General features: G+C 64.6%; 22 protein-coding genes. 14 read left to right on the top strand and 8 right to left on the bottom strand.

All coding sequences use genetic code 11. The features are described 5' to 3' along the window. The first annotated feature begins 72 nt into the window (after positions 1 to 72). The 10 genes from AC1DSF_RS05760 to AC1DSF_RS05715 all read left to right on the top strand — a co-directional run bounded on the left by AC1DSF_RS05760 (position 73) and on the right by AC1DSF_RS05715 (position 11426). Positions 73 to 627, top strand: a complete 555-nt coding sequence (locus tag AC1DSF_RS05760) for a MarR family winged helix-turn-helix transcriptional regulator (RefSeq protein ID WP_478123898.1) — start codon at positions 73 to 75, stop codon at positions 625 to 627. Continuing rightward, entirely contained in the window at positions 608 to 2107 is a 1500-nt protein-coding gene (locus AC1DSF_RS05755; protein WP_478123897.1) for an efflux transporter outer membrane subunit, read from the top strand. Before AC1DSF_RS05760 ends, AC1DSF_RS05755 begins: the two co-directional genes overlap by 20 nt. Positions 2108 to 2135: 28 nt before the next feature. Beyond that, positions 2136 to 3449, top strand: coding sequence for an EmrA/EmrK family multidrug efflux transporter periplasmic adaptor subunit (locus AC1DSF_RS05750; protein WP_478123896.1), 1314 nt, complete (start codon positions 2136 to 2138; stop codon positions 3447 to 3449). Further along, the gene (locus AC1DSF_RS05745) at positions 3449 to 5026 is read left to right on the top strand and encodes a DHA2 family efflux MFS transporter permease subunit (protein WP_478123997.1); all 1578 of its coding nucleotides are present in this window, start codon (positions 3449 to 3451) and stop codon (positions 5024 to 5026) included. Before AC1DSF_RS05750 ends, AC1DSF_RS05745 begins: the two co-directional genes overlap by 1 nt. Positions 5027 to 5423: 397 nt before the next feature. Beyond that, positions 5424 to 6194, top strand: coding sequence for an ABC transporter ATP-binding protein (locus tag AC1DSF_RS05740; protein WP_478123895.1), 771 nt, complete (start codon positions 5424 to 5426; stop codon positions 6192 to 6194). After that, a complete protein-coding gene (locus tag AC1DSF_RS05735) occupies positions 6194 to 6904 on the top strand; it encodes an ABC transporter ATP-binding protein (protein ID WP_478123894.1) in 711 nt (236 codons plus the stop codon). The genes AC1DSF_RS05740 and AC1DSF_RS05735 overlap by 1 nt, the downstream gene beginning before the upstream one ends. 35 nt (positions 6905 to 6939) lie before the next feature. Continuing rightward, a complete protein-coding gene (locus tag AC1DSF_RS05730) occupies positions 6940 to 8136 on the top strand; it encodes an ABC transporter substrate-binding protein (RefSeq protein ID WP_478123893.1) in 1197 nt (398 codons plus the stop codon). A gap of 176 nt (positions 8137 to 8312) precedes the next feature. After that, positions 8313 to 9506 carry an ABC transporter substrate-binding protein gene (locus tag AC1DSF_RS05725; protein WP_478123892.1) on the top strand — a complete coding sequence of 398 codons (1194 nt, stop codon included), beginning with the start codon at positions 8313 to 8315 and terminating at the stop codon, positions 9504 to 9506. 42 nt (positions 9507 to 9548) lie between these two features. Continuing rightward, entirely contained in the window at positions 9549 to 10424 is an 876-nt protein-coding gene (locus AC1DSF_RS05720; protein ID WP_478123891.1) for a branched-chain amino acid ABC transporter permease, read from the top strand. A gap of 12 nt (positions 10425 to 10436) precedes the next feature. Beyond that, the gene (locus AC1DSF_RS05715; protein WP_478123890.1) at positions 10437 to 11426 is read left to right on the top strand and encodes a branched-chain amino acid ABC transporter permease; all 990 of its coding nucleotides are present in this window, start codon (positions 10437 to 10439) and stop codon (positions 11424 to 11426) included. 16 nt (positions 11427 to 11442) lie between these two features. On the opposite strand, the gene AC1DSF_RS05710 is transcribed toward AC1DSF_RS05715, so the two are convergent. Genes AC1DSF_RS05710 through AC1DSF_RS05690 form a run of 5 tightly spaced genes read right to left on the bottom strand, consistent with a single transcriptional unit; the run spans position 11443 to position 17759 of the window. Beyond that, on the bottom strand, positions 11443 to 12504 hold the full coding sequence (locus tag AC1DSF_RS05710) for a lipocalin-like domain-containing protein (protein WP_478182449.1): 1062 nt from the start codon (positions 12502 to 12504) through the stop codon (positions 11443 to 11445). 2 nt (positions 12505 to 12506) lie between these two features. Beyond that, entirely contained in the window at positions 12507 to 13574 is a 1068-nt protein-coding gene (locus AC1DSF_RS05705; protein WP_478182448.1) for a PLP-dependent cysteine synthase family protein, read from the bottom strand. Positions 13575 to 13599: 25 nt separating this feature from the next. Further along, a complete protein-coding gene (locus AC1DSF_RS05700; RefSeq protein WP_478144356.1) occupies positions 13600 to 16152 on the bottom strand; it encodes an FtsX-like permease family protein in 2553 nt (850 codons plus the stop codon). A 9-nt stretch (positions 16153 to 16161) separates the two neighbouring features. Next, complete coding sequence (locus AC1DSF_RS05695) at positions 16162 to 17403, bottom strand: RNA polymerase sigma factor (RefSeq protein ID WP_478144357.1); 1242 nt, start codon at positions 17401 to 17403, stop codon at positions 16162 to 16164. Further along, positions 17400 to 17759: a YciI family protein gene (locus tag AC1DSF_RS05690; protein WP_478144358.1), complete on the bottom strand. Its 360-nt coding sequence runs from the start codon at positions 17757 to 17759 to the stop codon at positions 17400 to 17402. The genes AC1DSF_RS05695 and AC1DSF_RS05690 overlap by 4 nt, the downstream gene beginning before the upstream one ends. Positions 17760 to 18196: 437 nt before the next feature. Between AC1DSF_RS05690 and AC1DSF_RS05685 the strand changes: the two genes are divergently transcribed. Together AC1DSF_RS05685 and AC1DSF_RS05680 are read left to right on the top strand one after the other, a co-directional pair. Further along, positions 18197 to 18976, top strand: a complete 780-nt coding sequence (locus AC1DSF_RS05685; protein ID WP_478144359.1) for a hypothetical protein — start codon at positions 18197 to 18199, stop codon at positions 18974 to 18976. 25 nt (positions 18977 to 19001) lie between these two features. After that, on the top strand, positions 19002 to 19985 hold the full coding sequence (locus AC1DSF_RS05680) for a threo-3-hydroxy-L-aspartate ammonia-lyase (protein ID WP_478182447.1): 984 nt from the start codon (positions 19002 to 19004) through the stop codon (positions 19983 to 19985). Here AC1DSF_RS05680 and AC1DSF_RS05675 read toward each other — a convergent pair. Together AC1DSF_RS05675 and miaA are read right to left on the bottom strand one after the other, a co-directional pair. Next, positions 19982 to 20635 (bottom strand): ABC transporter ATP-binding protein, encoded by a 654-nt coding sequence (locus AC1DSF_RS05675; protein WP_478123882.1) that lies wholly within the window; start codon positions 20633 to 20635, stop codon positions 19982 to 19984. The genes AC1DSF_RS05680 and AC1DSF_RS05675 overlap by 4 nt on opposite strands. Beyond that, positions 20632 to 21594 carry a tRNA (adenosine(37)-N6)-dimethylallyltransferase MiaA gene (miaA, locus tag AC1DSF_RS05670; RefSeq protein WP_478123881.1) on the bottom strand — a complete coding sequence of 321 codons (963 nt, stop codon included), beginning with the start codon at positions 21592 to 21594 and terminating at the stop codon, positions 20632 to 20634. The genes AC1DSF_RS05675 and miaA overlap by 4 nt, the downstream gene beginning before the upstream one ends. Before the next feature lie 172 nt (positions 21595 to 21766). On the opposite strand from miaA, the gene AC1DSF_RS05665 reads away from it, so the two are divergent. Together AC1DSF_RS05665 and AC1DSF_RS05660 are read left to right on the top strand one after the other, a co-directional pair. Further along, positions 21767 to 23173, top strand: coding sequence for an alkaline phosphatase family protein (locus AC1DSF_RS05665; protein WP_478182446.1), 1407 nt, complete (start codon positions 21767 to 21769; stop codon positions 23171 to 23173). Between the two features lie 2 nt (positions 23174 to 23175). Beyond that, positions 23176 to 24414: a cytochrome-c peroxidase gene (locus AC1DSF_RS05660; protein WP_478182445.1), complete on the top strand. Its 1239-nt coding sequence runs from the start codon at positions 23176 to 23178 to the stop codon at positions 24412 to 24414. A gap of 12 nt (positions 24415 to 24426) precedes the next feature. On the opposite strand, the gene AC1DSF_RS05655 is transcribed toward AC1DSF_RS05660, so the two are convergent. After that, positions 24427 to 25398, bottom strand: coding sequence for an alpha/beta hydrolase (locus AC1DSF_RS05655; protein WP_478123878.1), 972 nt, complete (start codon positions 25396 to 25398; stop codon positions 24427 to 24429). Between the last annotated feature and the right edge of the window lie 45 nt (positions 25399 to 25443).

Below are 25443 nucleotides of genomic sequence, written 5' to 3'. Positions count from 1 at the left end.
CGAGATTCTATCTAACGCTGCCCCTGCAAAGGTCGCCTTGACAGTAATTGTCGCGGCAACTAATATTCAGACATGTCCGATTCCAAGAGTCACGAAACCAAGTCCCAGGTTTCCCCGGCTGGAAAACCGCTACCGGTCAAAGCCTTCTACAAGGCCGAGAACTACCGGTCGGAAGAGAGCATTGGCTACCTCATGCGCCGCATCATGACGGCGGTCGGCCAAGCTGTCGAAGTCCGCATGTGTGAGCCCGGCAGCCCGACCTATCCGCAGTGGGTGCCGTTGCACAAGCTGCATATGGGGCACGCAACGACGGTGGCTGAGTTGGCGCGCGAGTGCGAGCTCGACACGGGCGCCATGACCCGGCTGCTCGACCGCCTCGAAGCAAAGGGTCTTTGCCGACGCGTACGCTCGATCGCCGACCGGCGTGTGGTCAACATCGAACTCACTGATGAAGGCCGTGCCGCCGCCGAACAAGTACCGCATTTGCTGAGCCGCGTGCAGAACGAGCATCTTGCCGGCTTCACGAATGAGGAATGGGAACAGCTCAAGAGCTATTTGCGCCGCATCCTTGATAACGCACAGGCCCTGTCGGCCCGTGGAGAAAAAAATGATTCATCTTCTTCCTGAGGGCGCTCTGCGTCGAACGACCGCCGTGGCGGCAGCCGTGACCGCAGTCGCCGCAGTCGCGCTTGCCGGCTGTGCCGACATGGGCAGCATGTCGTCGCCCGCCAAGATGCGCGATGCGGATTCCCTCGGCCTGACGGCGCCCGCTTCGACGCAGACGGCCGCCGCAGTCGCTTCGCCCAAGATCGACAGTCAGTGGTGGCTCGCCTTCGGTGACCCGCAACTGAACGCGCTGGTCGACCAGGCACTCGAGGGCAATCCCAACCTGCAAGTGGCTCGTTCGCGTCTCGCGCGCGCACAGGCCGCAGTCTCGGTCGCCGAATCGACGGACAAGCCGCGCGTAGACGGCGCGCTGGACCTCACCCGGCAGAAGTTCTCGGGCAACTACATCTATCCGGCGCCGCTGGGCGGCTCAGTGCAGCCCTCCGGCAACTTGCAGCTCAACGCAGGCTGGGAAATTGACTTCTTCGGCAAGAACCGTACGGCGCTCGAAAGCGCGATCGGCTCTGCCAACGCCGCCGCTGCAGACGCGGATGCCGCGCGCGTGCTGCTTGCCAGCAACGTTGCGCGTGGCTACATCCAATGGGCCCGCCTGCATGATCGCCTGGCGGTAGCCGAGCGTACGCTTGCCCAGCGGGAAGAGCTCTTCAAGCTGGTTCGCGACCGAGTATCGGCCGGGCTCGATACGCGGCTCCAGTTGAAGCAGAGTGAAGCCAGCATCCCCGAGGCGCGCCAGGAGATTGAGGCGCTGAACGAGCAGATTGCGATTTCCCAGCATGCGCTGGACGCGCTCGTCGCCAAGCCGAGCGCGACACAGGCGCTCGCTGCGCCCAGCCTCGAAGGTCTGAAGCCGATTGCGCTGCAGTCGGCCATCCCCGCCGATCTGCTCGGCCTGCGCGCCGACATTGCCGCCGCACGCTTCCGCGTGGAATCGGCGAGCAGCGACGTGAAGAATGCCAAGACCCAGTTCTATCCCAACGTCAATCTCGTGGCGTTCGCGGGTTTCCAGAGCATCGGCTTCGGCAATCTGCTCAAGGCGGACAGCCAGCAGTGGGGCGTCGGGCCCGCGATTCGCCTGCCGATCTTCGAAGGTGGCCGGTTGCGCGCGAACCTGCGAGGGAAGGCGGCCGACCTGGACAGCGCGATCGACACCTACAACTCGGCCGTCCTTGACGCCGTCCGCGACGTCGCCGACCAGATCACCAGCGTGCAATCCGTCGCGCGCCAGCGGGTGCAGCAGCGCGAAGGCCAGGATGCTGCGGAAGCGGCCTACGACATCGCCGTGCAGCGCTACAGCGCGGGCCTCGGCAACTATCTCGATGTGCTGTCCGCCGAAGTCACCGTGCTGGGGCAGCGCCGCGAAAACGTTGACCTCGCCGCTCGCGCATATGACACCCAGGTCGGACTGATCCGCGCACTCGGCGGCGGTTGGCAGCCGGACGCCCGGACTGCCGTCGCCGACTCCAAAACCGCACACCCCTGAACACGTTCTGAACCCGAAAGACATCGCCATGGAAAACAACAATGCCGCCAATCCCGCAGCACCGGCCGAGTCCGCTGCTGACGCGCCGGCTCCGAACAACAAGCGCCGCCGCGCATTGACCGCGCTCGCAACCGTCGTCGTGCTTGCAGGCGCTGGATGGGGTGTGTACGAGTGGTTGGTCGCCAGCCACTACGAGTCCACCGACAACGCTTATGTGCAGGGCAACGTGATCCAGATCACACCGCAGATCGCCGGCACGGTGATGGCGATCAATGCCGACGACACCGACTTCGTCAAGGCCGGGCAGCCGTTGGTTCAGCTCGATCCGTCCGACGCAAAGGTGGCGCTTGACCAGGCGGAAGCCGCGCTTGCCCAAGCGGTGCGGCAGGCGCGCACGCTGTATGTCAACAACGCATCGCTGGCCGCGCAAGTCTCGCTTCGCCAGGCCGATATCGTCAGGGCGCAGAGCGATATCGCACGCGCGCAGGACGACCTGAAGCGTCGCCAGGCGCTGGCCGGCAACGGCGCAGTGTCGAAAGAAGAGCTCAACCACTCCGAAACCGCGCTCGCCAATGCGAAGAGCGCGCTGGCGGCTGCACAAGCCAATCTGCTCGCGGCGCGCGAACAGCTGGCGAGCAACCAGTCGCTGACCGAAGGTACGAAGGTCGAGCAGCATCCCAGCGTGCAGGCCGCCGCTGCCAAGGTGCGCGAAGCCTATCTCGCGACCCAGCGCGTCGGGATGCCGGCGCCAGTGGATGGCTACGTCGCCAAGCGGACGGTGCAACTCGGCCAGCGCGTGACGGCCGGCACGCCCATGATGTCGATCGTTCCGCTCAACCAGCTCTGGGTCGATGCCAACTTCAAGGAAGTGCAGTTGCGCAACATCCGTATCGGCCAGCCCGTCAAGCTGACGGCTGACCTCTACGGAAAGAAGGTCGAGTACGACGGGCACGTGGCCGGTCTCGGCGTCGGCACCGGTGCAGCCTTTGCGCTGCTGCCGGCGCAGAATGCCACGGGCAACTGGATCAAGGTCGTGCAGCGCGTGCCCGTTCGCATCGGGCTCGATGCCGAGCAGCTCAAGGCCAACCCCCTGCGCGTGGGGCTCTCGATGGACGCCGAAATCGACGTGAGGGACAAGAACGGCAAGATGCTGGCCGATGCACCTCGCGAAGCCGCGGCAAGCCAGACGGAGGTCTACAGTAGGCTGGAACACGGCGCTGACGCCGAAGTGCAGCGCATCATCGCCGCGAACCTCGGCCGCGAGTTGCCCGGCAAGACGCCGACGCAGAGCGGCGGCACCAACTCCAGCATCCCGGCGGGCACGCAGGGACAGCCCGGCTGATCGATCGGGCTCGCGCGATGTCCAACGCCCCCGCTTCCCAGCCCTTGCCCCCACTCGAGGGCTCTGCCCGCCTGTGGGGCACCATCGCGCTGTCTGCCGCGACCTTCATGAACGTGCTGGACACGTCGATCGCGAACGTTTCGCTGCCCGCGATCGCTGGCGACCTGGGTGTCAGTTCGACGCAAGGTACCTGGGTCATCACGAGCTTCGCGGTGGCCAACGCCATCGCGGTTCCGCTCACCGGCTGGCTGACGCAGCGCTTTGGCCAAGTGCGCCTGTTCATGGCGAGCGTGCTGCTTTTCATCATCAGCTCATGGCTGTGCGGCCTCGCGCCCAACATGACCATGCTGATCGCGTTCCGCGCCATTCAAGGCTTTGTCGCGGGGCCCATGATTCCGCTGTCGCAGACCTTGCTCCTGTCGAGCTATCCGCGCGCCAAGGCCGGCCTCGCGATGGCAATGTGGTCAATGACCACGCTCGTCGCGCCCGTCATGGGTCCCCTGCTCGGCGGATGGATCACTGACAACATCTCGTGGCCATGGATCTTCTACATCAACATCCCCGTGGGCCTGCTGGCTGCGGGCATCACGTGGACCATCTATCGCAAGCGCGAAAGTGGCACGCGCAAGGTGCCCATCGACAGCATTGGGCTTGCACTGCTGGTTCTATGGGTCGGGTCGCTCCAGCTCATGCTGGACAAGGGCAAGGAACTGGACTGGTTCCATTCGGGCCAGATCGTGGCGCTCGCCATCGTGGCGACGGTTGGCTTCGCTTTCTTCCTCGTGTGGGAACTCACCGACAAACATCCCGTGGTCGACCTGTCACTGTTCAAGCGGCGCAACTTCTGGTCAGGGGCATTCGCGACGGCCGTGGCGTACGGATTGTTCTTCGGCAACGTGGTGCTGCTGCCGCTGTGGCTGCAGCAGTTCATGGGTTATACGGCCACGCAGGCCGGGATGATCATGGCGCCTGTGGGGATGCTGGCGATCTTCTTCTCGCCAATCGTCGGCCTCACCGTCGCGAAGGTCGATCCGCGCCGCTACGCGACCTTCTCGTTCCTCGTGTTCGCGCTGGTGTTGTGGATGCGTTCGAACTTCAACACCCAGGCCGACTTCTGGACGATCATGATCCCGACGATCATCCAGGGCGTTGCGATGGCGTTCTTCTTCATTCCGCTGGTCACGATCACCTTGTCAGGCCTGACACCCGACCGAATCCCCGCAGCCTCGGGCCTGTCGAACTTCCTCCGGATCACCGCCGGCGCCATTGGCACTTCGACCGCGACCACGCTGTGGGAGAACCGCGCGGCCTTGCATCACGCGCAACTGGTTGAATCCGTCACTCAAGGCAACTCGGCCGCAAGCAGCGCAATCGCGGGTCTCGGCAGCAGCGGCTTCAGCCCCGAACAGGTCCTCGGCCAACTCAACCGCCTGGTCGACCAGCAAGCCTTCATGCTCGCGTCCTCCGACGTCTTCTACGGCTCGGCCATCCTTTTCCTCCTGCTGATCCCGCTGGTCTGGCTGGCCAAGCCCGCCCGAGGCCCCGGCGCCTCCGACGCCGCCGCTGGAGCGCACTAGCCTGTTGCTCGCCCCCAGGCTACGCGCACTTTGTGTCGCTTCGCCTACCCCCTACCGGGGGCAACACCAGCGGCCTGGCAAAGCCAGTTCCGCGGTGTTCACCAACAACGGGCCACGCTCCGCTGGCCGCGGTTCACCAGATGGCGTGGTTGTGGTTCAGGCGCGACGCTATTCCAGAGCCGCCGCGGAACCGGCTTCGCCGGGCCGCTGGCGGCGCCCCCGGTAGGGGGTAGGCGAAGCGACACAAAGTGCGCGAAGCCTGGGGGGAGCCGGGGTTACCCCGGTAGGCAAGTTTCGTTACGGCTGCAAACAATGCGGTCGGCGCGGCTCATGGTGAGAACGCGCGGACTGATCGCATGAACGAAACTTTTTTTGAGTACGAGGGTGAACGCGCGAGATGACGGACATCATTCTCGAAACGCGCCAGCTCACCAAGGAATTCAAGGGCTTTACCGCGGTCAGCAAGGTTGACCTGTCGGTGGTGCGCGGTTCCATCCACGCGCTAATTGGGCCCAATGGCGCAGGCAAGACGACCTGCTTCAATCTGCTGACGAAGTTCCTGGAGCCGACTTCCGGAACGATCCTGTTCAACGGACAGGACATCACCAGCGAACGCCCCGCCGAAATTGCGCGGCGCGGCATCATTCGCTCGTTTCAGATCTCTGCGGTGTTTCCGCACCTGACCTTGCTCGAGAACGTGCGCCTGGGGCTGCAACGGGCGCTGGGCACTTCGTACCACTTCTGGAAGAGCGAAAAATCCCTGACGCCGCTCAACGCGCGGGCGCGGCAGCTCCTGGCCGAAGTGGGTCTCGAGGACCTGGCCGACGAACTGACGGTGAACCTTCCCTACGGCCGCAAACGCGCGCTCGAAATCGCGACCACGCTCGCCATGGAGCCGGAACTGATGCTGCTGGACGAGCCGACCCAGGGCATGGGCCACGAAGATGTGCATCGCGTGGCCGAACTCATCAAGCGCGTCTCCGCCGGCCGCACGATCCTGATGGTGGAGCACAACATGAGCGTGGTGTCGACCATCGCCGACACGATCACGGTCCTGCAGCGCGGCGCTGTGCTGGCCGAAGGGCCGTACGCCGAGGTTTCGCGCAACCCACAGGTGATGGAAGCCTACATGGGCACCACCGACGGTCAACTGCAGGGAGCCCACTGATGGCAGCCCCCGCACTCGAAATCAGTGGTCTGCAGGCTTGGTATGGCGAATCGCACGTGCTGCATGGCGTCGACATGACCGTGCAGCAGGGAGAAGTGGTCACGCTGCTCGGACGCAATGGGGCAGGGCGCACCACGACGATGCGCGCCATCCTGGGGCTCACCGGTGCGCGCAAGGGCAGCATCAAGGTGAACGGCACCGAGACCATCGACATGGCGACGCACAAGATCGCGCACTATGGCATCGGCTACTGCCCGGAGGAACGCGGCATCTTCGCGAGCCTCTCGTGCGAGGAAAACCTGCTGCTGCCTCCGGTGCTGAAAGGTGCCGGACCAGGCATGTCGGTGGACGAGATCTACGCCATGTTCCCCAATCTTGCCGAGCGCCGAAACAGCCAGGGCACGCGGCTTTCGGGTGGTGAACAGCAGATGCTGGCAGTCGGGCGCATTTTGCGCACGGGCGCCAAGCTGCTGCTGCTCGACGAAATCTCCGAGGGGCTCGCCCCGGTCATCGTGCAGGCGCTCGCCCGCATGATCCATACCTTGCGCGGCAAGGGCTACACGGTGGTCATGGTCGAGCAGAACTTCCGCTTTGCAGCGCCGCTTGCGGACCGGTTCTACGTCATGGAACACGGTCGCATCGTGGAGAAATTCGGCGCGTCCGAACTCGAAGCAAAGATGCCGGTGCTCAACGAGCTGCTCGGCGTCTGATCCCTATCAACCTTTCAATTCGATTGGAGTCCTGTATGAAGAACGCACTCTCTGCTCTCTCGCTGGCCGTTGCTGCGCTGGCAATGGCTTCCGGTCCCGCGCACGCGCAGGAGAAGGTGAAGATCGGCTTCGTCACCGACATGTCGAGCCTGTATGCGGACATCGAAGGAAAGAACGGTGCGCTGGCGATCCAGATGGCGATCGATGACTTCGGCGGCAAGGCGCTCGGGCAGCCAATCGAGCTGCTCACGGCGGACCACCAGAACAAGGCCGACATCGCAGCCTCGAAGGCGCGCGAATGGATCGACACCGACGGCGTGACCATGGTCTTCGGCGGCACCAACTCTGGCACGGCGCTCGCGACGGCCAAGGTGGCGGAGGAAAAGAAGCGCGTGTACTTCAACAACGGCGCCGCTGCCTCCGCACTCACGAACGAGCAGTGCAGCCCCTACACGGTGCACTACGCGTATGACACGGCGGCGCTCGCCAAGGGCACCGGCGGCGCAGTGGTCGATCGCGGCGGCAAGACCTGGTTCTTCCTGACCGCCGACTACGCTTTCGGCCACGCACTTGAAGCCGACACGACCGCCGTCATCAAGGCCAAAGGCGGCTCGGTGCTGGGTTCGGTGCGGCATCCGCTCAATGCCTCGGACTTCTCTTCCTTCCTGCTGCAGGCGCAGAACTCCAAGGCGCAGATCCTGGGTCTTGCCAATGCGGGCGGCGACACCATCAACTCGATCAAGGCAGCCAAGGAATTCGGCATCACGAAGTCGATGAAGCTCGCGGGCTTGCTGATCTTTTTGAGTGACATCCACAGCTTGGGTCTGAAGAACACCGAAGGCCTGCTGAATACCACCAGTTGGTATTGGGACCTCAACGACGACACGCGCAAGTTTGCGAAGCGCTTCTTCGACAAGACCAAGCGCATGCCGACGGACGTGCAGGCTGCGGACTACTCCGCCACGATGACCTACCTCAAGGCCGTTGAGGCCGCGAAGACGACCAATTCGGACAAGGTCATGGCGCAGCTCAAGAGCATGAAGATCGATGATTTCTACGGCAAGGGCCAGATCCGCGCCGATGGCCGCTATGTACACGACATGTACCTGGTCGAAGTCAAATCGCCCGCCGAATCGAAGCAACCCTGGGACTACCTCAAGGTTGTTGCCAAGCTGCCGGGTGATCAGGTCTTCACGACCAAGGCGGATTCCAAATGCGCGTTGTGGAAATAGAGCTCGCCCCCAGGCTGCGCGCACTGCGTGTCGCTTCGCCTACCCCCTGTCGGGGGCAACACCAGCGGCCTGGCGAAGCCAGTTCCGCGGTGTTTCTGGTGTTCGGGCGGTAGGCCTCGGGCGGCCAGGCGCGGCGGCCCTCACGACATTCCGTTTTCTCTCAATCATCTGCAACCATGAATAAAACCATTGCGCTTTCTACTGTTTCCATTGCCGTCGCTCTCGCAGCTGGCGCAGCCCACGCCGAGGACAAGGTCAAGATCGGGTTCATTACCGACATGTCCAGTCTCTATGCAGACGTCGAAGGCAAGGGCGGTGCGACGGCGATCCAGATGGCGATCGACGATTTCGGTGGCAAGGTCAACGGCTTGCCGATCGAACTGGTGACGGCCGACCACCAGAACAAGGCGGACATTGCAGCGTCGAAGGCGCGCGAGTGGATCGACACCGACAACCTCACGATGCTGTTCGGTGGAACGAACTCAGGCACCGGGCTCGCGATGGCGAAGGTGGCTCAGGAGAAGAAGCGCGTCTTCGTGGTCAACGGCGCCGGCGCATCGCAGCTCACCAATGAGCAATGCAGCCCCTACACCGTGCATTACGCTTATGACACCGTGGCGCTCGCCAAGGGCACCGGCGGTGCGGTGGTGGCGAACGGCGGCAAGAGCTGGTTCTTCCTGACCGCCGACTACGCGTTCGGTGCGGCGCTCGAAGCGGACACGGCCAAGGTAGTCAAGGAGAAGGGCGGCACGGTGGTCGGCAGCGTCAGGCATCCGCTCAACGCGTCTGACTTCTCGTCGTTCCTGCTGCAGGCGCAAAACTCAAAGGCTCAGATTCTTGGCCTGGCGAACGCGGGCGGCGACACCATCAACGCGATCAAGGCCGCCAAGGAATTCGGCGTCACCAAGACCATGAAGATGGCGGGCCTGCTGGTGTTCATCAACGACATTCACAGCCTGGGCCTGAAGAACACCGAAGGGCTGCTGCTCACCACGAGCTGGGACTGGAACCTGAACGAGCAGACCCGCGCCTTCGGCAAGCGGTTCTTCGACAAGACCAAGCGCATGCCGAACGATATCCAGGCCGCCGACTACTCGGCCACCATGACTTACCTGAAGGCCGTGCAGAACGCCAAGAGCACCGATGCCGACAAGGTCATGGCCGAACTCAAGAAGATGCCGATCAACGACTTCTACGCCAAGGGCCAGATTCGCGCCGACGGCCGCTTCGTGCATGACATGTACCTGATGCAGGTGAAGTCCCCGGCTGAATCGACGCAACCGTGGGACTATTACAAGGTGGTTGCCAAGCTCCCGGGCGAAGAGGTCTTCACGACCAAGGCCGAGAGCAAGTGCAATCTCTGGAAGTAACCAGCCCCTGGCATTGACCCCTGTGCGACTGTTGAACCGTTCATGACCATTTCGCTTCCCGGCTTGCTGAGCCAGCTCCTCCTTGGGCTGGTCAACGGGTCGTTCTATGCCATCCTGAGCCTCGGGCTCGCGGTGATCTTCGGCCTGCTCAACGTGATCAACTTCGCCCATGGCGCGCTGTTCATGATGGGCGCAGTGTCGACGTGGATGGCGATGAACTACTTCAACGTCAACTACTGGGTCATGCTGGTGCTGGCGCCGTTGATCGTCGGCGTCTTCGGCGTGCTCATCGAGCGGCTTCTGCTGCGCTGGATCTACAAGCTCGACCATCTGTACGGCCTGCTGCTCACGCTCGGGCTGACGCTGCTGATCGAAGGCGTGTTCCGCTCGATCTACGGTGTTTCTGGGCTTGCCTACGACACGCCCGATGCCCTGGCGAGCGCGACCGATCTCGGCTTCATGATCCTGCCCAACTACCGCGCATGGGTGGTGCTGGCGTCGCTGGTCGTGTGTTTCTCGACCTGGTTTGTGATCGAGAAGACTCGCCTCGGTGCGTACCTGCGCGCCGGCACCGAGAATCCCCGCCTGGTCGAAGCGTTCGGCGTCAATGTGCCGCTGATGATCACGCTGACCTACGCATTCGGCGCTGCGCTGGCTGCGTTTGCGGGTGTGCTCGCCGCGCCGGTGATTCAGGTCACGCCGCTGATGGGGCAAAACCTGATCATCGTGGTGTTCGCGGTGGTCGTGATCGGCGGCATGGGCTCCATCATGGGCGCCATCCTGACCGGGCTGGGCCTCGGCGTCATCGAAGGTCTGACCAAGGTCTTCTATCCCGAGGCTTCGTCCACAGTCGTCTTCGTCATCATGGTCATCGTGCTGTTGATTCGCCCCGCCGGCCTGTTCGGCAAAGAAAAATAAGACGGCAGCCGAATGAAGAAACTCTCAACTGTCATCTATCTGCTGCTGCTCGTCGCGCTGATCGTGGCGCCCTTCGTCGGGGCGTATCCCGTGTTCGTGATGAAGCTCATGTGCTTCGCGCTGTTCGCTTCGGCGTTCAATCTGCTGCTTGGCTATACGGGCTTGCTGTCCTTCGGCCATGCAGCTTTTCTGGGCGGYTCGGCGTATGTCGCGGGCCATGCCATGAAGGTCTGGGGACTGACGCCGGAACTCGGCCTCATCGCGGGCACGGCTACCGGCGCACTGCTGGGTTGGCTCTTCGGGGTGCTGGCGATTCGCAGGCAGGGCATCTATTTCGCGATGATCACCCTGGCGCTCGCGCAGATGGTGTTCTTCGTCGCGCTGCAGGCCAGATTCACCGGAGGCGAAGACGGCCTCCAGGGCGTTCCACGCGGCAAGCTCTTCGGCGTGCTCGACCTGCAGAGCGATCTCACCATGTACTACGTGACGCTGGTGATCGTCGTCGCTGCTTTCCTGCTGATCGTTCGCACCATCCATTCGCCCTTCGGCCAGGTGCTCAAGGGCATCAAGGAAAACGAGCCTCGCGCACTGTCGCTGGGCTATGACGTGAGCCGCTTCAAGCTGCTGGCTTTCGTGATTTCGGCTGCGTTGTCGGGACTTGCGGGTTCGCTCAAGACACTGGTGCTGGGTTTTGCGACGCTGTCGGACGTGCACTGGAGCGCTTCAGGCCAAGTCATTTTGATGACGCTGGTCGGCGGCCTGGGCACGCTGTCTGGCCCGCTGGTCGGTTCGGCCGTGGTGGTGCTGCTCGAAAACAAGATCGGCGAATTCGGGCATCTGCTCGCGCGCATCACTTCTGTGGATTGGTTCAACACGCTCGGTGAATCCGTCACCATCGTGACCGGCTTGATCTTCGTGATTTGCGTGCTGGCATTCAGGCGCGGGATCATGGGCGAGATCATTGCGCTCATCGACCGCCGGCGCGGAGTCCGAAAGGCTTGAGGCGAGTCCGGGGGCCTCAGAACTTCAGCGCTTGCGCGTAGCCTGTCAGTTCGAGGTAGCCGCGGCCGACTGCGCGGCCTTGCGAGTCTCGCAGTTCGCTCAGGCCTTCCCAGTACACGGCGCCGGTCGAACCACGGCTATCGAGTTCCTGGTCTTCGAGCAGCGGATGCACGCTGAAGGTGCCTGCAGGCGTCTGGATGCGCCAGCCGATCGGATAGTCCGCGCGCGTCCTCGGGCTGACCCAACGGCTCGTCGCCTCGAAGTGCAAATCATCAGGACCGAACACGCGCATGCGGCCGTCAGGGGTGCGCATCGAGCCTCCCGCCCATAGCGCGGAGCCGTCGCGGCGCCGAATGCGAAACGCCATCAACGCGCTGCCATCGAAGAGATTCATGCCGATCCAGTCCCAGCCCGCGGCATCTGGATGCAGATAGGCGTTGCTCCATTCGTGGTCGAGCCACGCGGTGCCCTGCACGTCGAAGCTTCGAGCCTGAAGCGTGAGGCGCCCCTGCGCCGCGAGTTGCGGTTCGCTGTAGTAGTAGCTTGCTTGTTCGACGTCCGGGCCTTTGCGCGAGAGTCCGGCATCGCCTTGCAGCATCACCGGCTGGGTAGGCGCGAAGCGAAGGTCGAGTACGAATCCCTCGGCTGGCAACCGTGCGACATAGGCTTTGCCGTCGCGCTGGAGTGTCCAGTTGCGCAGCCGCACATCCGTGTCCTCTTCCGAAGCCGATGCGATGCCGAAGCCCGCCCGGGCGATGCGCTGGTCGTGCCACAGCTTGCGGCCTTGAAGATCGGTCACAGCCGCGTGCGCAAAGATCACCTGCCGTGCTGCGAAATCGGACCGCATCGACTGCGTCTCGGCAATTCTTGACCGAAAAAAAGTCACCTGAAATCCGAACTCGCGAGAGCCCTCATGGGCCTTGGCTTGGCCGGTGATGTACCACCACTCGGTGTTCAGATCGGGATGGCTGCCGAAGTCGCGCGGGAACTGCATCGGCCGTGGCGGCAGCGCCCATGCGGCCGGGACTGCGACCATGCCCAGCAGCAACATGCGTCGGGACAAGCCTCGCGCGGACATGCTCAAGCCATGGCTACGGCATCGATGAGCCGCTGCGCTTCGCTTAGGTCGCCGAACGACTCTCGCACCCATTGCGCGTCGTGGTAGCTCGGCAGATAACGCTCGCCTGCATCGCACAACAGCGAGAGGACGGAACCCTGCTGCCCGGCAGTGCGCATCTCTTGCGCCACTGCCAGCATGCCGATGAAGTTGGTGCCAGTCGACGGACCAACCTTGCGGCCGAGCAGTGCCGAGAGCGCGCGCATGGCGGCGATCGAATCGACGTTCGGCACCTCAATGATCCGATCGACGAGCGTGCGAACGAAACTGGCCTCCACGCGCGGCCGGCCGATGCCTTCGATGCGCGAACCTGGGGCCGTCAATGTGGCATCACCTGTCGCGTGATAGGCCGTGAATACCGAACCTTCCGGGTCGGCCACGCAGAGCAGGGTGTCGTGCCCTCGATAGCGCACGTAGCGGCCAATGGTCGCGCTTGTGCCGCCGGTTCCGGCGCCGACCACGATCCAGGCCGGTATCGGATGCCTTTCGCGCTTCATCTGCTCAAAGATGCTTTCCGCGATGTTGTTGTTGCCGCGCCAGTCGGTCGCGCGCTCGGCATACGTGAATTGGTCCATGTAGTGCCCGCCTGTTCGCTCCGCCAGCGTGCGCGCCTCGTCATAGACCTGGCCCGCATGCTCGACGAAGTGGCAACTGCCGCCGTAGAAGGCGATCTGCGCGATCTTCTCCGGAGACGTGCTGCGTGGCATCACCGCAATGAAAGGCAGGCCGAGCAGGCGTGCGAAATAGGCCTCGCTCACGGCGGTCGACCCGCTGGAAGCTTCGACGATCGTCGTGCCTTCCGCGATCCAGCCGTTGCACAGCGCATACAGAAAAAGCGATCTTGCAAGCCGATGCTTGAGGCTGCCGGTCGGGTGCGTCGACTCGTCCTTCAGGTAGAGGTCGATGCCCGCCGACGCGAAGCCGGGAAGCGGCAGTGGAATCAGGTGCGTATCGGCGCTGCGCTGGTAGTCGGCCTCGATGCGGAGGATTGCGCTACCCAGCCAGTTGTCGCCGGAAGAGGGGACGTTCATTCGTGCATTCTCAGCCATCCGCCGGTCACCAGTCTTCCTTCACTGCCATCACGGCATCGTGCCCCGCTGCCGCACGGCCAGCGAGCCAGGCGGTGATCGTGCCGGCTGCCAGCACAGCAGCGCACAGCGCGATGAGCCGGCCCCACGGCACCAGGAGGTCCATGGTCCAGTGGAAGCTCTGCGGGTTGACCACGTGCACCAGCACCACCGACACGGCCAAGCCGAGCAGAAGGCCGGCGACCGCGCCGATCGCTGTCCATGCGGCACCTTCGCCCGCGACCACCGCGAGCACCTGTGGGCGTGTGAATCCCAGGTGCGCCAGCAATCCGAACTCCTTGCGGCGCGCGAGCACCTGTGCGCTGAAGCTCGCCGCGATCCCGAACAGGCCAATGCCGATCGCGACGGCCTGCAGCCAATAGGTCACGGCAAAGCTGCGGTCGAAGATGCGCAGCGAAGTCGCGCGAATCTGGCTCACCGAAGCGATCTCGATTGGCTCACTGGCACCGAGTTCACGTGCTGCCAAGTCGCGCACCGACTGCTCGACGCTGCTCGACACTGCGCCGGGCGCAAGCCAGAGCGCGACATCGCTGACGCTCCGGTCGCCCGTCAGCCGTTCGAAGTCGCGCGCATCCATGGTGATCGCACCGAACTGGCGCACGTAGTCGCGCCATACGCCCGCGACGAAGAACACCGGCGGGCGAAGTCCCTCGGCCATGGGAGGCCACGCACGGGCGAGCGGCTCGAACACTGCGCCAGGCTTGGCGCCGTAGAGCTCGACCATCGCCTCGCTCACGTAGATGCCGATCTGGCCGGGCGGCACATCGAGGGCAGGGCCCTGCAGCGGGAGGCTCCGGGAGGCGTCGTCTTCCAGGCTCCGCGAGATCAGCGTGACTGGCGGCCGCGCCGCATCGAGCAGCAACGCCCGCGTCCGCAGCGTGCCGCTGCGCGCCACGCCAGGCAGTTGCGCCATCGCTTGCACCAATGCGGGCGAAAACGAAGCCTGCTCGCTGGTCGAACTTCCGCCGCTGGCGCTCCGCACGTAAAGATCGGCGGGCAGAACGACGTCCAACCAGCGGGTGACCGAATCGCGAAAGCTCGCGACCATCACGGTCAGCGCCACGGCCAGACTCAGGCTCGCCACCACGCCGCTCACGGCCACTGCTGCCGTGCCTCGCATGCGTCGCGCGCGCTCGATCGCGAGCAGCGGCAGCAGTCGCTGCGCGAAGAATGGAGCAATGCGGTCATAGAGCAGCGCGATCAGCCAAGGCAATGCGGTGATGCCGCCGACGAGCAGAAAGCCGACTGACAGATAGGCAGCGATGGGGATGCCGAAAATCGCCGGTGCCATCGCCAGAGCGGCGCCGGCCACGATCAACAACAGTGCGACAAGATGCGCGCCATTCCGCGCTGGCGCGGCGCCGAGGCCCTTCAATGTCTGCGCCTCGGGAAGCGCCTGCGCTGCACGCGCGGGCCACCAGCCGCCCACCAGGGCAGCCAGCACGCCCAAGCCGCCATAGAGCAGTGCCGAAGCCCAACTCCAGCGCAGGGTTGGCGCGACACCCTCGAAATAGCCGCCGCCCAGATCGCCGCCCAAGACCTGCAATGCGAACTCGGCCAACGACGTGCCGAGCGCGATACCGGCCACACTGCCGATCAGCCCGAGAACGAGCGATTCGGCCAGCACCAGTCGAAGCCGCTCGCGGGGCGTGAGGCCGAGCACGCCGAGCAACGCAAACTGCTGCGCCCGTTTGGCGACGCTGAGCGCGAGGACGGAGAACACGAGGAACGCGCCCGTAAACAGTGCCACCAGCGCAAGCACCGTGAGATTGACGCGGTAGGCCCGCGACAGGTTGCTCACCCGCTCCGCCGCATCGCCCGGCTCTGCAGGCTCGATGCTCGACGGCCATCCAGGCAACGCTCGCAGCGATCGGATGAACGCCGCGTGGTCAGTGCCGGGCGCGAGCCGCAGGTCGATGCGGCTGAGTTGTCCGCCGCGAGCGAACTGGTCCTGCGCCGCGCCAATATCCATGACCGCGATCGCGGCACCGCTGGCAGCGACTTGTCCGGCAATGCGGAGCGTGTGCGTGTGCGCGCCCACGCGCAATTGAAGCGTTGTGGCGCTATCGCCCACCGCCTTGCGGGCGGCTGCATTGAGGAAGACGTTGCCCGGCGTGAGCACCGCCATGCGGTCGGCGCCCTCGTTCGGCCGAGGCATCAGCCCCGGCGCGATCGTGGGCAGCACGAGCGCATCGATGCCGATCACGCGCATCGCCACCCGCTGATCGCCGGCGATCGCAATGCCTTGAAGCTCCAGCACCGGGCTTGCGAGTGTCACCTGCGGCTGCTGCGCCACCTGCGCGAAGACCGCTTCATCGAAGCTGCCCTGCATGGCGCGCAGTTCGAGGTCGGGCTGGCCGTTGACGGACCGGACCGCACTCGAGAACTCGTCGAGTGCCGAAGCGTTGATCAACTGCACCGAGAACGCCAGCGCCACCCCGAGCATCACCGCCACGATGGCTGCCGCGTTGCGCCAGGGATGATGGCGAAGTTCCTGCCATGAGAAGGTGCGGAGAAGCATGGGTGACGATCAGAGGCGCGCGGCTGCGCTCGCCAGATAGGCACGAACGGCGCCACTGGTGCTGAGGCCGGCTGCGCGCGCGTAGGCCTGTCTTGCTTCGGCCGCGTTGCCGGTCTGCCCGAGAAGATAGGCTCGGGCCGCCCAATAGGGCTGGTAGTTGGCGACATCACCTTGCGCGAAAGCATCGAGTGCGCGCAGGCCGTCCGCAGGCCCCGCCGCATTGGCGACCGCGCAGGCGTGGCTGACATGCGCGCCGATGCTCGGACGCAATGCGAGGAGGCCTTCGTACAGCGCCACGAGCGCCTCAGGGGGCACCTGCGCACCCAGGCGGCGTGCGCAGTGCGCGGACTGGATGGCGGCCTCCATCTGGAATGCACCCGGCGCGTTCATGGATGCCGCAGCGCGGAGCGCTTGCTCCGCCTGTTTGCGCAGCGCGTGATTCCAGCGTGTCGTATCTTGCTCATCCAGCGGCACGTAGTCGCCTGCAATGCTGCGACGTGCCGCGGCACGGCTTTCGCAGAAAAGCATCAGCGCGAGCAAGCCCAGAGGCTCGGGCTCACGCGGCATCAAGCCGCACAGGATGCGGCAGAGATCGATGGCCTCCGCCGTGAGGCCACGCTGCGTGGCTTCTGCGCCATCGATATCGTCCCAGCCGGTGCCGTAGGTGGCGTAAATGCCGTCGAGCACATCCTGCAGGCGCTGCGGCAAGTCGTCCGCACGCGGATATTCGAAGGGAATGCCGGCTGCCCTGATCCGCGCCTTGGCACGCACCAGCCGCTGGCCGAGCGTGGCAGGCGCCGTCAGAAAGGCGCCGGCAATGCGCGCCGCTTCGAGCCCGAGCACCGTCTGCAGCATCAAGGGCGCGCGTGCCGCTGCGTCGATGGCCGGATGCGCGCACACGAAGAGCAGACGCAGCCGCTCGTCCGGCACGGCGTCGCTGCCCGGTGTGTCGAGCCCGACTTCATCGGCCAGCAGCGCCAGTGTCTGGGAAGCGTCGTCATGCACGCGAGTGTGCCGCCAGGCGTCCAAGGTGCGGTTGCGCGCGACCGTCAACAGCCACGCTTCGGGCTGCGCGGGTACGCCGTCGACAGGCCAGCGTTCGAGCGCGCGCGCGAAGGCGTCGGCCAATGCGTCTTCGGAGGCGGCGATGTCCCGCGTGCGCGCCGAGAGAATCGCCACCAGTCGCCCATACGACTGGCGCGCGGCCTTTTCTGCGGCCGCGCGCGCTTCGTGGACGGCGAGCTCCGTCACGCCGCGTTCGGCTGACTGAACACGGGCCTCACCTCGACACCGGCGGTAGCGGCGCAGGGTGCGCGCGCCGCCCATTCGAGCGCCGTATCGAGGTCGGCGACGTCGATGATGAAGTAGCCGCCCAGTTGCTCCTTGGTGTCGGCAAAGGGGCCGTCCTGCACCTGGCGCTTGTCGCCGCGGATACGCAGCGTGGTGCCGGTCATCGGCGGGTGCAGGCCATGGCCGTGCAGCGCCACGCCGGACTCGCGGATGGCGCCCACATAGTCCATCCAGCCTGCGCGATAAGCCTGGGCCGCCTCTTCGCTGCGCTGGTCGAAATCGGACTCGGGTTGATAGAACATCAGCATGTATTGCATGGAAACCTCGCGTGAAGACTACATCGAGCAGGATCGCTCGTGTAATGACGGCGCGCAAGGTGCCATTTCGACACGGCGCGGTCAAGCCGTGCGCTTTGTTCGGGTCTTATCTTCTGCTGCCAGGCGTGGAATAGTCGTATCGCGGCCCTGGACCCACTGCGATGGGCGGCCCCGGATCACCGCTTGGCACCGACGAGGGGGCGCTCGCTTCCGAGCGCACCTCATAGCCGTATCGCGGACCCGGACCGATGGCCACGGGCGGCCCCGGATCGTCGGCGACCCGCTGCGAAGGCCGCACCCAGCTGTACTGCGGGCCAGGTCCTGGGGCGATAGGCGGACCGGGATCGGGATAAGTCCTCGGCTGCGGCGAGGGCAGCTGATAGGCAAGAGAGTCGTCCGGCTCCTCGTCCCGCTGGGCCCGCCTGGAGCGCTGGGACGTGCGCTTCTCCGGGCTTGCGCTCTTGCTCGACGGATTGATCACGGACGCGGTCTGGGTCTTCGGCGGCAATCCCGATCCCAATCCCAGACCCAAGGCTGTCGCCGGGGATGCCAGTGCTGCGGTGCTCGAGGCGGCAGATGGCGCAGCCACTGTCGCGGTCGAGGATGCGGGTGCGGGTGCGGGTGTAGGTACAGGTGCAGCAGGCGCAACAGGAGCCACTGTCGAGGCAGGTGCAACCGTCTTCGCGATGGGCTCCGCCTGCCTTGCCGCCGGCGTGGAAGCAAACATGCGCTCGATCTGGGCCCATGGCGCCGTGCCGTGGTGCAGCACGTACACGCACCACGCAACGAAGGCGATGATCATCGTCAGGCTCACCAGCCCCAGGTTCAGCCAGAACGACGTGATGGCGCCCTCCGCAGACGGCGCCTCCGATGGCACGCCCCGTCGCGTTTCGGGTGCCCGCGTGCCCGCCGCAAAGCTGGGCTCCAGGACGGGGGGCAGAACGGCTTGCGAAGCAGTCCGACCCGGCCGATTCACTTCCTGCTGCAGCGCGGCGGCTCCGGATGGCGCGAAGCCGGGCAGGCGGCCCGCGCAGCCGATGCAGAACTTTGCATTGGACCGGTTCTCGCTTCCGCAATTTCCGCAGACGATCGGCATGGGCTTTCAGCCTCCCCTGAATGGACACATCCTGGTACTTTGCCAGTGTGCGAGCGGCTGTCTGTCAGTGTGGTCCGACAGCGTTGTCTCTGACGATCCACAGGCGCCCGCCAATCTTTGATTTGGGGTCGGATTAAGCTCCGGGTATGCACACACTTCCCGATTACGACGATGTCGTCGCTGCCGCCGCGCGGCTCGAAGGCCATGCCCACCGCACGCCGGTGATGCGCTCTCGCACCGCGGACGCGCGTTGGGGCGCTCAGTTCTTCTTCAAATGCGAGAACTTCCAGCGCATGGGAGCCTTCAAGTTTCGCGGCGCATTCAATGCGCTGTCGAAGTTCGACGCTGTGCAGCGCAAGGCCGGCGTGATCGCCTTTTCATCGGGAAATCATGCGCAGGCCATCGCGCTCGCTGCACGGATTCTCGGCATGCCTTCGGTGATCGTCATGCCGACGGACGCGCCCGCAGCCAAGCTGGCGGCCACCCGAGGCTACGGCGCCGAAGTGGTGCTTTACGACCGCTTCGCGGAAGACCGCGAGGCGCTCACACGGCGGCTTGCTGAAGAACGCGGCATGACGTTGATTCCGCCCTATGACCATCCTGACGTGATCGCGGGGCAGGGCACGGCTGTCAAGGAACTGATCGAGGATGCGGGTCCGCTCGACATTCTTTACGTGTGCCTCGGCGGCGGCGGATTGACCAGCGGATCGGCGCTCTCCGCGCGCGCGCTCGCGCCGGCCTGCAAGATCTACGGCGTCGAGCCTGAAGCAGGCAACGATGGCCAGCAATCGCTGCGCGCCGGGCGCATCGTGCACATCGACACGCCCAAGACCATCGCCGATGGTGCACAAACGCAGCACCTGGGCGAATACACCTTCGGCATCATCCGTCGCGACGTGGACGACATCGTCACAGTGAGCGATGGGCAACTGGTCGAAGGCATGCGGTTCTTCGCCGAGCGCATGAAGATGGTGGTCGAGCCGACCGGCTGCCTTGCATTCGCGGGCGCGTGTGCCGCGGGGGAAGCGATCCGTGGTGCGCGGGTCGGCGTCGTCATCAGCGGCGGCAACGTCGATCTTGGGCGCTTTGCGGCCCTGCTGGCGGACCAAGGCGAGCACGCCTGCGGCTAGCGGATTCCGGTCGCGCTCAGGTGCAGCACCCGATCGGCGCGCGCAGCCGCCGCTTCAGAATGCGTGACCAGCACCAATGATGCGCCGTGCTCCCGCGTCTGCGCCAGCAGCACGTCCATTACGCGCGCCGCGGTTGCGGGGTCGAGGTTGCCTGTCGGCTCATCGGCCAGCAGCAGGGCAGGGCGATGCACCAGCGCCCGCGCGATGGCCACGCGCTGCAGCTGCCCACCGCTGAGCTGCTGCGGAAGGCGCTCGCCGAGTCCGGCCAACCCGACGGCTTCCAGAATTTTCGAGACGCGCACGTTCATGCCTGCGCCGCGCTCGCCGAGCAGCATCAGCGGCAGCGCGACGTTTTGCGCCACGTCCAGATGCGGCAAGACGTGGAAAGCCTGGAACACGAAGCCCACGTGACTGCGCCGCCAGAGCGCGCGCCCCTGCGCATCGAGCGCTCCGATGTCGATGCCGTCATGCACGATGGTCCCGGCATCCCAGGTGTCGAGCCCGGCCATGCAGTTGAGCAGCGTCGATTTGCCAACGCCCGATTCGCCGACGATCGCCACGAACTCGCCGGCAGGGATATCGAGCGACACGTTCTCGAAGACGGGCACTTCGCCGTAGTGCTTGCCGAGATCCGTGATGCGCAGCGTCATGCGATGTCCGCGACCTGCCGGACCACTTGGGCGATGGCGTCGGACGCCTCGGCAGCAATCACGCGGCGTTGCGGCATGCTGCGCAGCCAGGTGATCTGACGCTTGGCGAGCTGTCGCGTGGCCGCGATGCCGCGTTCGCGCAATTCAACGATTGGCCAGGCGCCATCCAGCGCCTCCCACGCCTGCCGATAGCCTACGCAGCGCATCGAGGGCAGGTCGGCATCCAGATCACCGCGCGCGCGCAGTGCCTGCACTTCGGCGATGAATCCCGCCGCCAGCATCGCATCGAAACGCGCCGCAATGCGCTCGTGCAGCCAAGCGCGCTCCGTGGGCTCCAGCGAGAACATCGCAGCGGCAGCCCATCCACCGCCGGCCGCGCCTGCATTGCCGCCGCCATGAAAACTCGACAGAGGCTGCCCGCTGGTATGCCAGACCTCCAGGGCGCGCTGAATGCGCTGGCTGTCGTTGGGCGCGAGGCGTCCAGCCGTGACGGCATCGACCTGCGCGAGTCGCGCATGCATGGCGGGCCAGCCGATCGCGGCGGCATCGGCTTCGAGCCGCTTGCGAATCTCCGGGTCGGCCGCGGGCATTGCATCGATGCCCTCGGCCAGCGCCTTGAAATAAAGCATCGTGCCGCCCACCAGAAGCGGAAGCTTGCTCCGCGCCGATATCTCCACGATGAGCCGACGCGCGTCTTGCACGAATGCGGCTGCGCTGTAGGGGTCGCGCGGATCGCGGATGTCGATCAGGTGATGCGGCACCTCGGCGCGTTCGGCAAGCGTCGGCTTGGCGGTGCCGATGTCCATGCCGCGATAGACCAACGCTGAATCGACGCTGACGATCTCGACAGGTCGAACGCGCGCAATCGCCAAGGCCGCCGCGGTCTTGCCCGATGCAGTGGGGCCCGCCAAGGCCACATAGCGGGGCGCAGTGCGCGATGAATCCAGTTCCGAAGGCATGCGCCCAAGGGTAACAAAGCTGACCGGGAGGCGAGACCGCCGCTTGGAATGTCATGGGACGGACACATCGGCTGCCTATGCTTCAAAACGAAACCAAAACCGGGCCTCGGGCCCAACTACTACAGAGGTCCGAGCCAGCAGGCGACGACCGTTTCAAAGGGAAAGCTCCTTCATGTTCGAGATCTTCTCCAGCCATGGCTGGACGGTGCGCCGGGTTGCGTGCACGCTTGCCTCCATCGCCGCCGTCGCGGCGGTCGTCATCATCAGCGCATGCGGCGGCGGCGGCAGCAACAACGACGCTTTGGCCGCTCTTGCTCTCCAGCAGGCAGCAGCCGGAAACCAGCAGCAGCCCACGGCGCCTGCGACCCAACAGCCGACGGTGCCGCCGGTGACCCAGCAGTCCATCAAGCACGTGTTCGTGCTCACCATGGAAAACAAGAACTTCACCGATACCTTCGGCGCGAGCACGCAGGACCCATACCTCAAGGATCTCGCGAGCAAAGGCGCTTTGCTGAACCAGTATTTCGGCACGGGCCACGTCAGCCTGGACAACTACGTCGCGATGATGAGCGGTCAGCCGTCGACCAAGGAAACCGAGAGCGATTGCTTTCAGGGCTTCAACGACGCGGTCGCCGACGGTTGGGATTTCGCAAACCCCAAGGTGCTCAAGACCAAGGACGGCAAGGGCTGCGTCTATCCCAAGGAAGTGAAGACGCTCCCGAACCAGCTCGACACGATCGGCGTGAGCTGGAGAGGCTACATGGGCGACATGGGCAACGACCCGACGCGTGAATCCGCCACCTGCGGGCATCCGAAGATCGGCGCGATCGACAACACGCAATCGGCGCAGGCACCTACTGCCGATGTGCCGATGGGCGACCAGTACGCCGCTCGCCACAACCCCTTCGTCTACTTCCATTCCATCATCGACGACCAAGCCTATTGCGACAAGCACGTGGTCAACCTCGAAAACAATCTGGAAAGCGACCTCAAGTCGATCGACACCACGCCCAACTTCGTGTTCATCACGCCCAACTTGTGCGACGACGGCCATGACGGCGACGGCACCGGCACTGCGGGCAAGGGTTGCGTGAACGGCGCCGCGGGTGGATTGACCTCGATCGATGCGTTCCTGAAGAAGTGGGTGCCAATCATCCAGGCTTCGCCTGCCTACCAGAAGGACGGGCTCATCGTCATCAACTTCGACGAGTCGGCCGATACGCAACTGGCCGGACAAACCGTCGCGAACGGCGTGACGACGTACATCGCAAATCTGCCGGGTGCCGCGTGCTGCGGCCAGCAGACGGGGCCGAACGTGACGCGTCCGGATGACCAGTTCATTCCGCTATCAGCGACCACGCGCTATCAGCTGCACTACATCGGCGTCGGCGGCGATCGCACGGGTGCGGTGGTCCTGTCGAAGTGGATCAAACCGGGCACTGTGAGCGACGTGCAGTACAACCACTACTCGCTGCTCAAGAGCCTGGAGGACATCTTCCAGACCAAGGAATACCTGGGCTACGCAGACGACAAGAACCTCGTGCCTTTCGGCAGCGACATCTTCACGAATCTGCAGTGAGGATGCCTGGGAGCAAGGCGGCGCTGGCCGCCGTTTTCGTGGCGATCATGCTTGGCGTTGTCGCCTGCAGCCGCGGCCCCGAACCCGGGGCCGTTGCCATTGCGCCGTCCAACAAGGACATGGCCGAAATCGGCAAGGTCGCTTTTTTCGATCCTTCACTGTCAGCCTCGGGGCGCATGTCGTGCGCGACTTGCCACAGCCCCGACCACGCCTACGCACCGCCCAATTCGCTCGCGGTCCAATTGGGCGGCGTCGACATGAAGGATGCGGGCACACGGGCGGTTCCGTCGCTGCGCTATCTGCGACGAACACCGATGTGGAGCCATAGCTACATCGGCAACCCGCGCGAACGCATGACCGAGACCGACCACGTGCCGGTCGGCGGATTCACCTGGGACGGACGCTTCGACACGATGGCTGCGCAAGCTGCCTTTCCGCTGCTGGCCTCCAATGAAATGGCCAATGCAGACGCCGCCGCGGTTGCCGAACGCATCGCCAGGAGCAGCTTTGCAAAGCGCTTTCGCCAGGTGTTCGGCGACGACATTCTTTCGCGCCCAGATACAGCGCTTGCGGCGCTCGGCCAAGCCCTGCAGCGCTTTCAGCTCGACGACGCGAGCTTTCAGCCTTACGACAGCAAATTCGATCTGTATCTGGATGGCAAGGTCGATCTGAGCGAACAGGAAACGCGAGGGCTGAAGCTGTTCAAGGACCGCGAGGGCGGCAACTGCGTGGCCTGCCACCTGATCGAGCCCGGCGCCAATGGGGCACATCCGCTGCTCACCGACTTCAGCTTCGAGGCGCTCGGTGTGCCGCGCAATCCGGAAATCCCGGCGAACGCCAACGCCGAGTATTACGACCTCGGCCTGTGCGGACCGGTGCGCACCAACCAGGGCGCGGAAAAGAAGTACTGCGGGTTGTTCAAGACGCCCACGCTGCGCAATGTGGCCACTCGCGGCGCGTTCTTTCATAACGGGCGTTTTCATAGCCTGGAAGAGGCCGTGCGCTTCTATGTCGAGCGCGACGCCGAACCGGAGAAGTGGTATCCCCACCCCGGTGGCAATCAGCAATTCGACGACATGCCCCTCGCGCTGCAGGACAACGTGGATCACATCGACCCGCCACTCACGCAGAAGAAGGGTGACAAGCCGGTCTGGTCGGACGACGACATTCAGGACGTCGTCGTGTTCCTGAAGACGCTGAACGACGGCTACGTGTTGCCGTCGGATCCAAAAACGCCCTGACCAAGCGGCCGATCAGATCGATGGCGCGGCGGCCAGGTTGTGATGGTGAACCACCGTCCGCGGCGGCGACACGGGCGTCGGCGTCGGCGCCAGCACGGTCGGGGCAGTGTCTTCGTCCGAAGCCAGATCCGACGGCGGCTCTTTCATGCGAAACAACTGCGTAAGGGCCGACCGGTATTGCGCCTGTCCGATCGAATTCGCGTTGTGATGCGATCCGCCTTCGACCAGCACAAACATCTTGGAGCCGGTCGCCGCGTCATAAAGTTTGCGGCCGAGCGTGGGGTTGATGAGGCTGTCGGCCGCGCCGTGCACGACCAGCAGCGGCGCACCAATGTTCTTGACTTTGCTGATGGCCTCGAAGCGCTGCGTGATGAAAGGTCCGAACGGCAACCATCCCCACTTGAAGCTGCTCACGACGTCGGCGATGGATGTAAAGGTGCTTTCGACGATCACGCCTTTTTCATCTTTCACGCGGGAGGCGAGGTCGATGCCGATGGCGCCGCCGAGTGAGTGGCCGAAGATGTAGCGTGGTTGCTTGGCATGATGCGCCGCGAGCCATTGCCATGCTTCCAGCGCGTCTTCGCGGGCGGAGTCTTCCGAAGGCAACGCCTTCGAGCTCTTGCCGAAGCCGCGATAGTCGATGGCGAGCACCGAGAAACCCAAATCGTGCATCCGGCGCATCCGTGGTGCGGAGCCCGCCACGTTGTAGCGCGCGCCGTGCAGGTAAAGCATGACGGGTTTGTCGGGCGATTCAGGCGGATTGCCCAGCCAGAGCCCATGCAGACGCACAGGTTCGCCGGTGAGTGTGGACTTGAAATCGATCCAGACGTCGTCCATGCCCTGGCTCATGGCTTCCGAGTCACCCCAACTGCGGTCGCTCGGCTGGAAAATCCATTCGCGCTGATGTTCGTCAAGGGACGAACAGCCCGCCGCCAGCAGGGCGACCACGGTGGTGGCGGATGCAAACAGGGACCAGGATTTCATGAATGCTGAAAGACAGGCAGTCGACCAGAAAGTTCAACGAAAGAC

The sequence above is a fragment of the Variovorax sp. 01N429 genome (assembly GCF_056399425.1).
The sequence above is the reverse complement of the archived record's forward strand: the minus strand, read 5'-3'. Positions and strand labels throughout refer to the sequence as shown.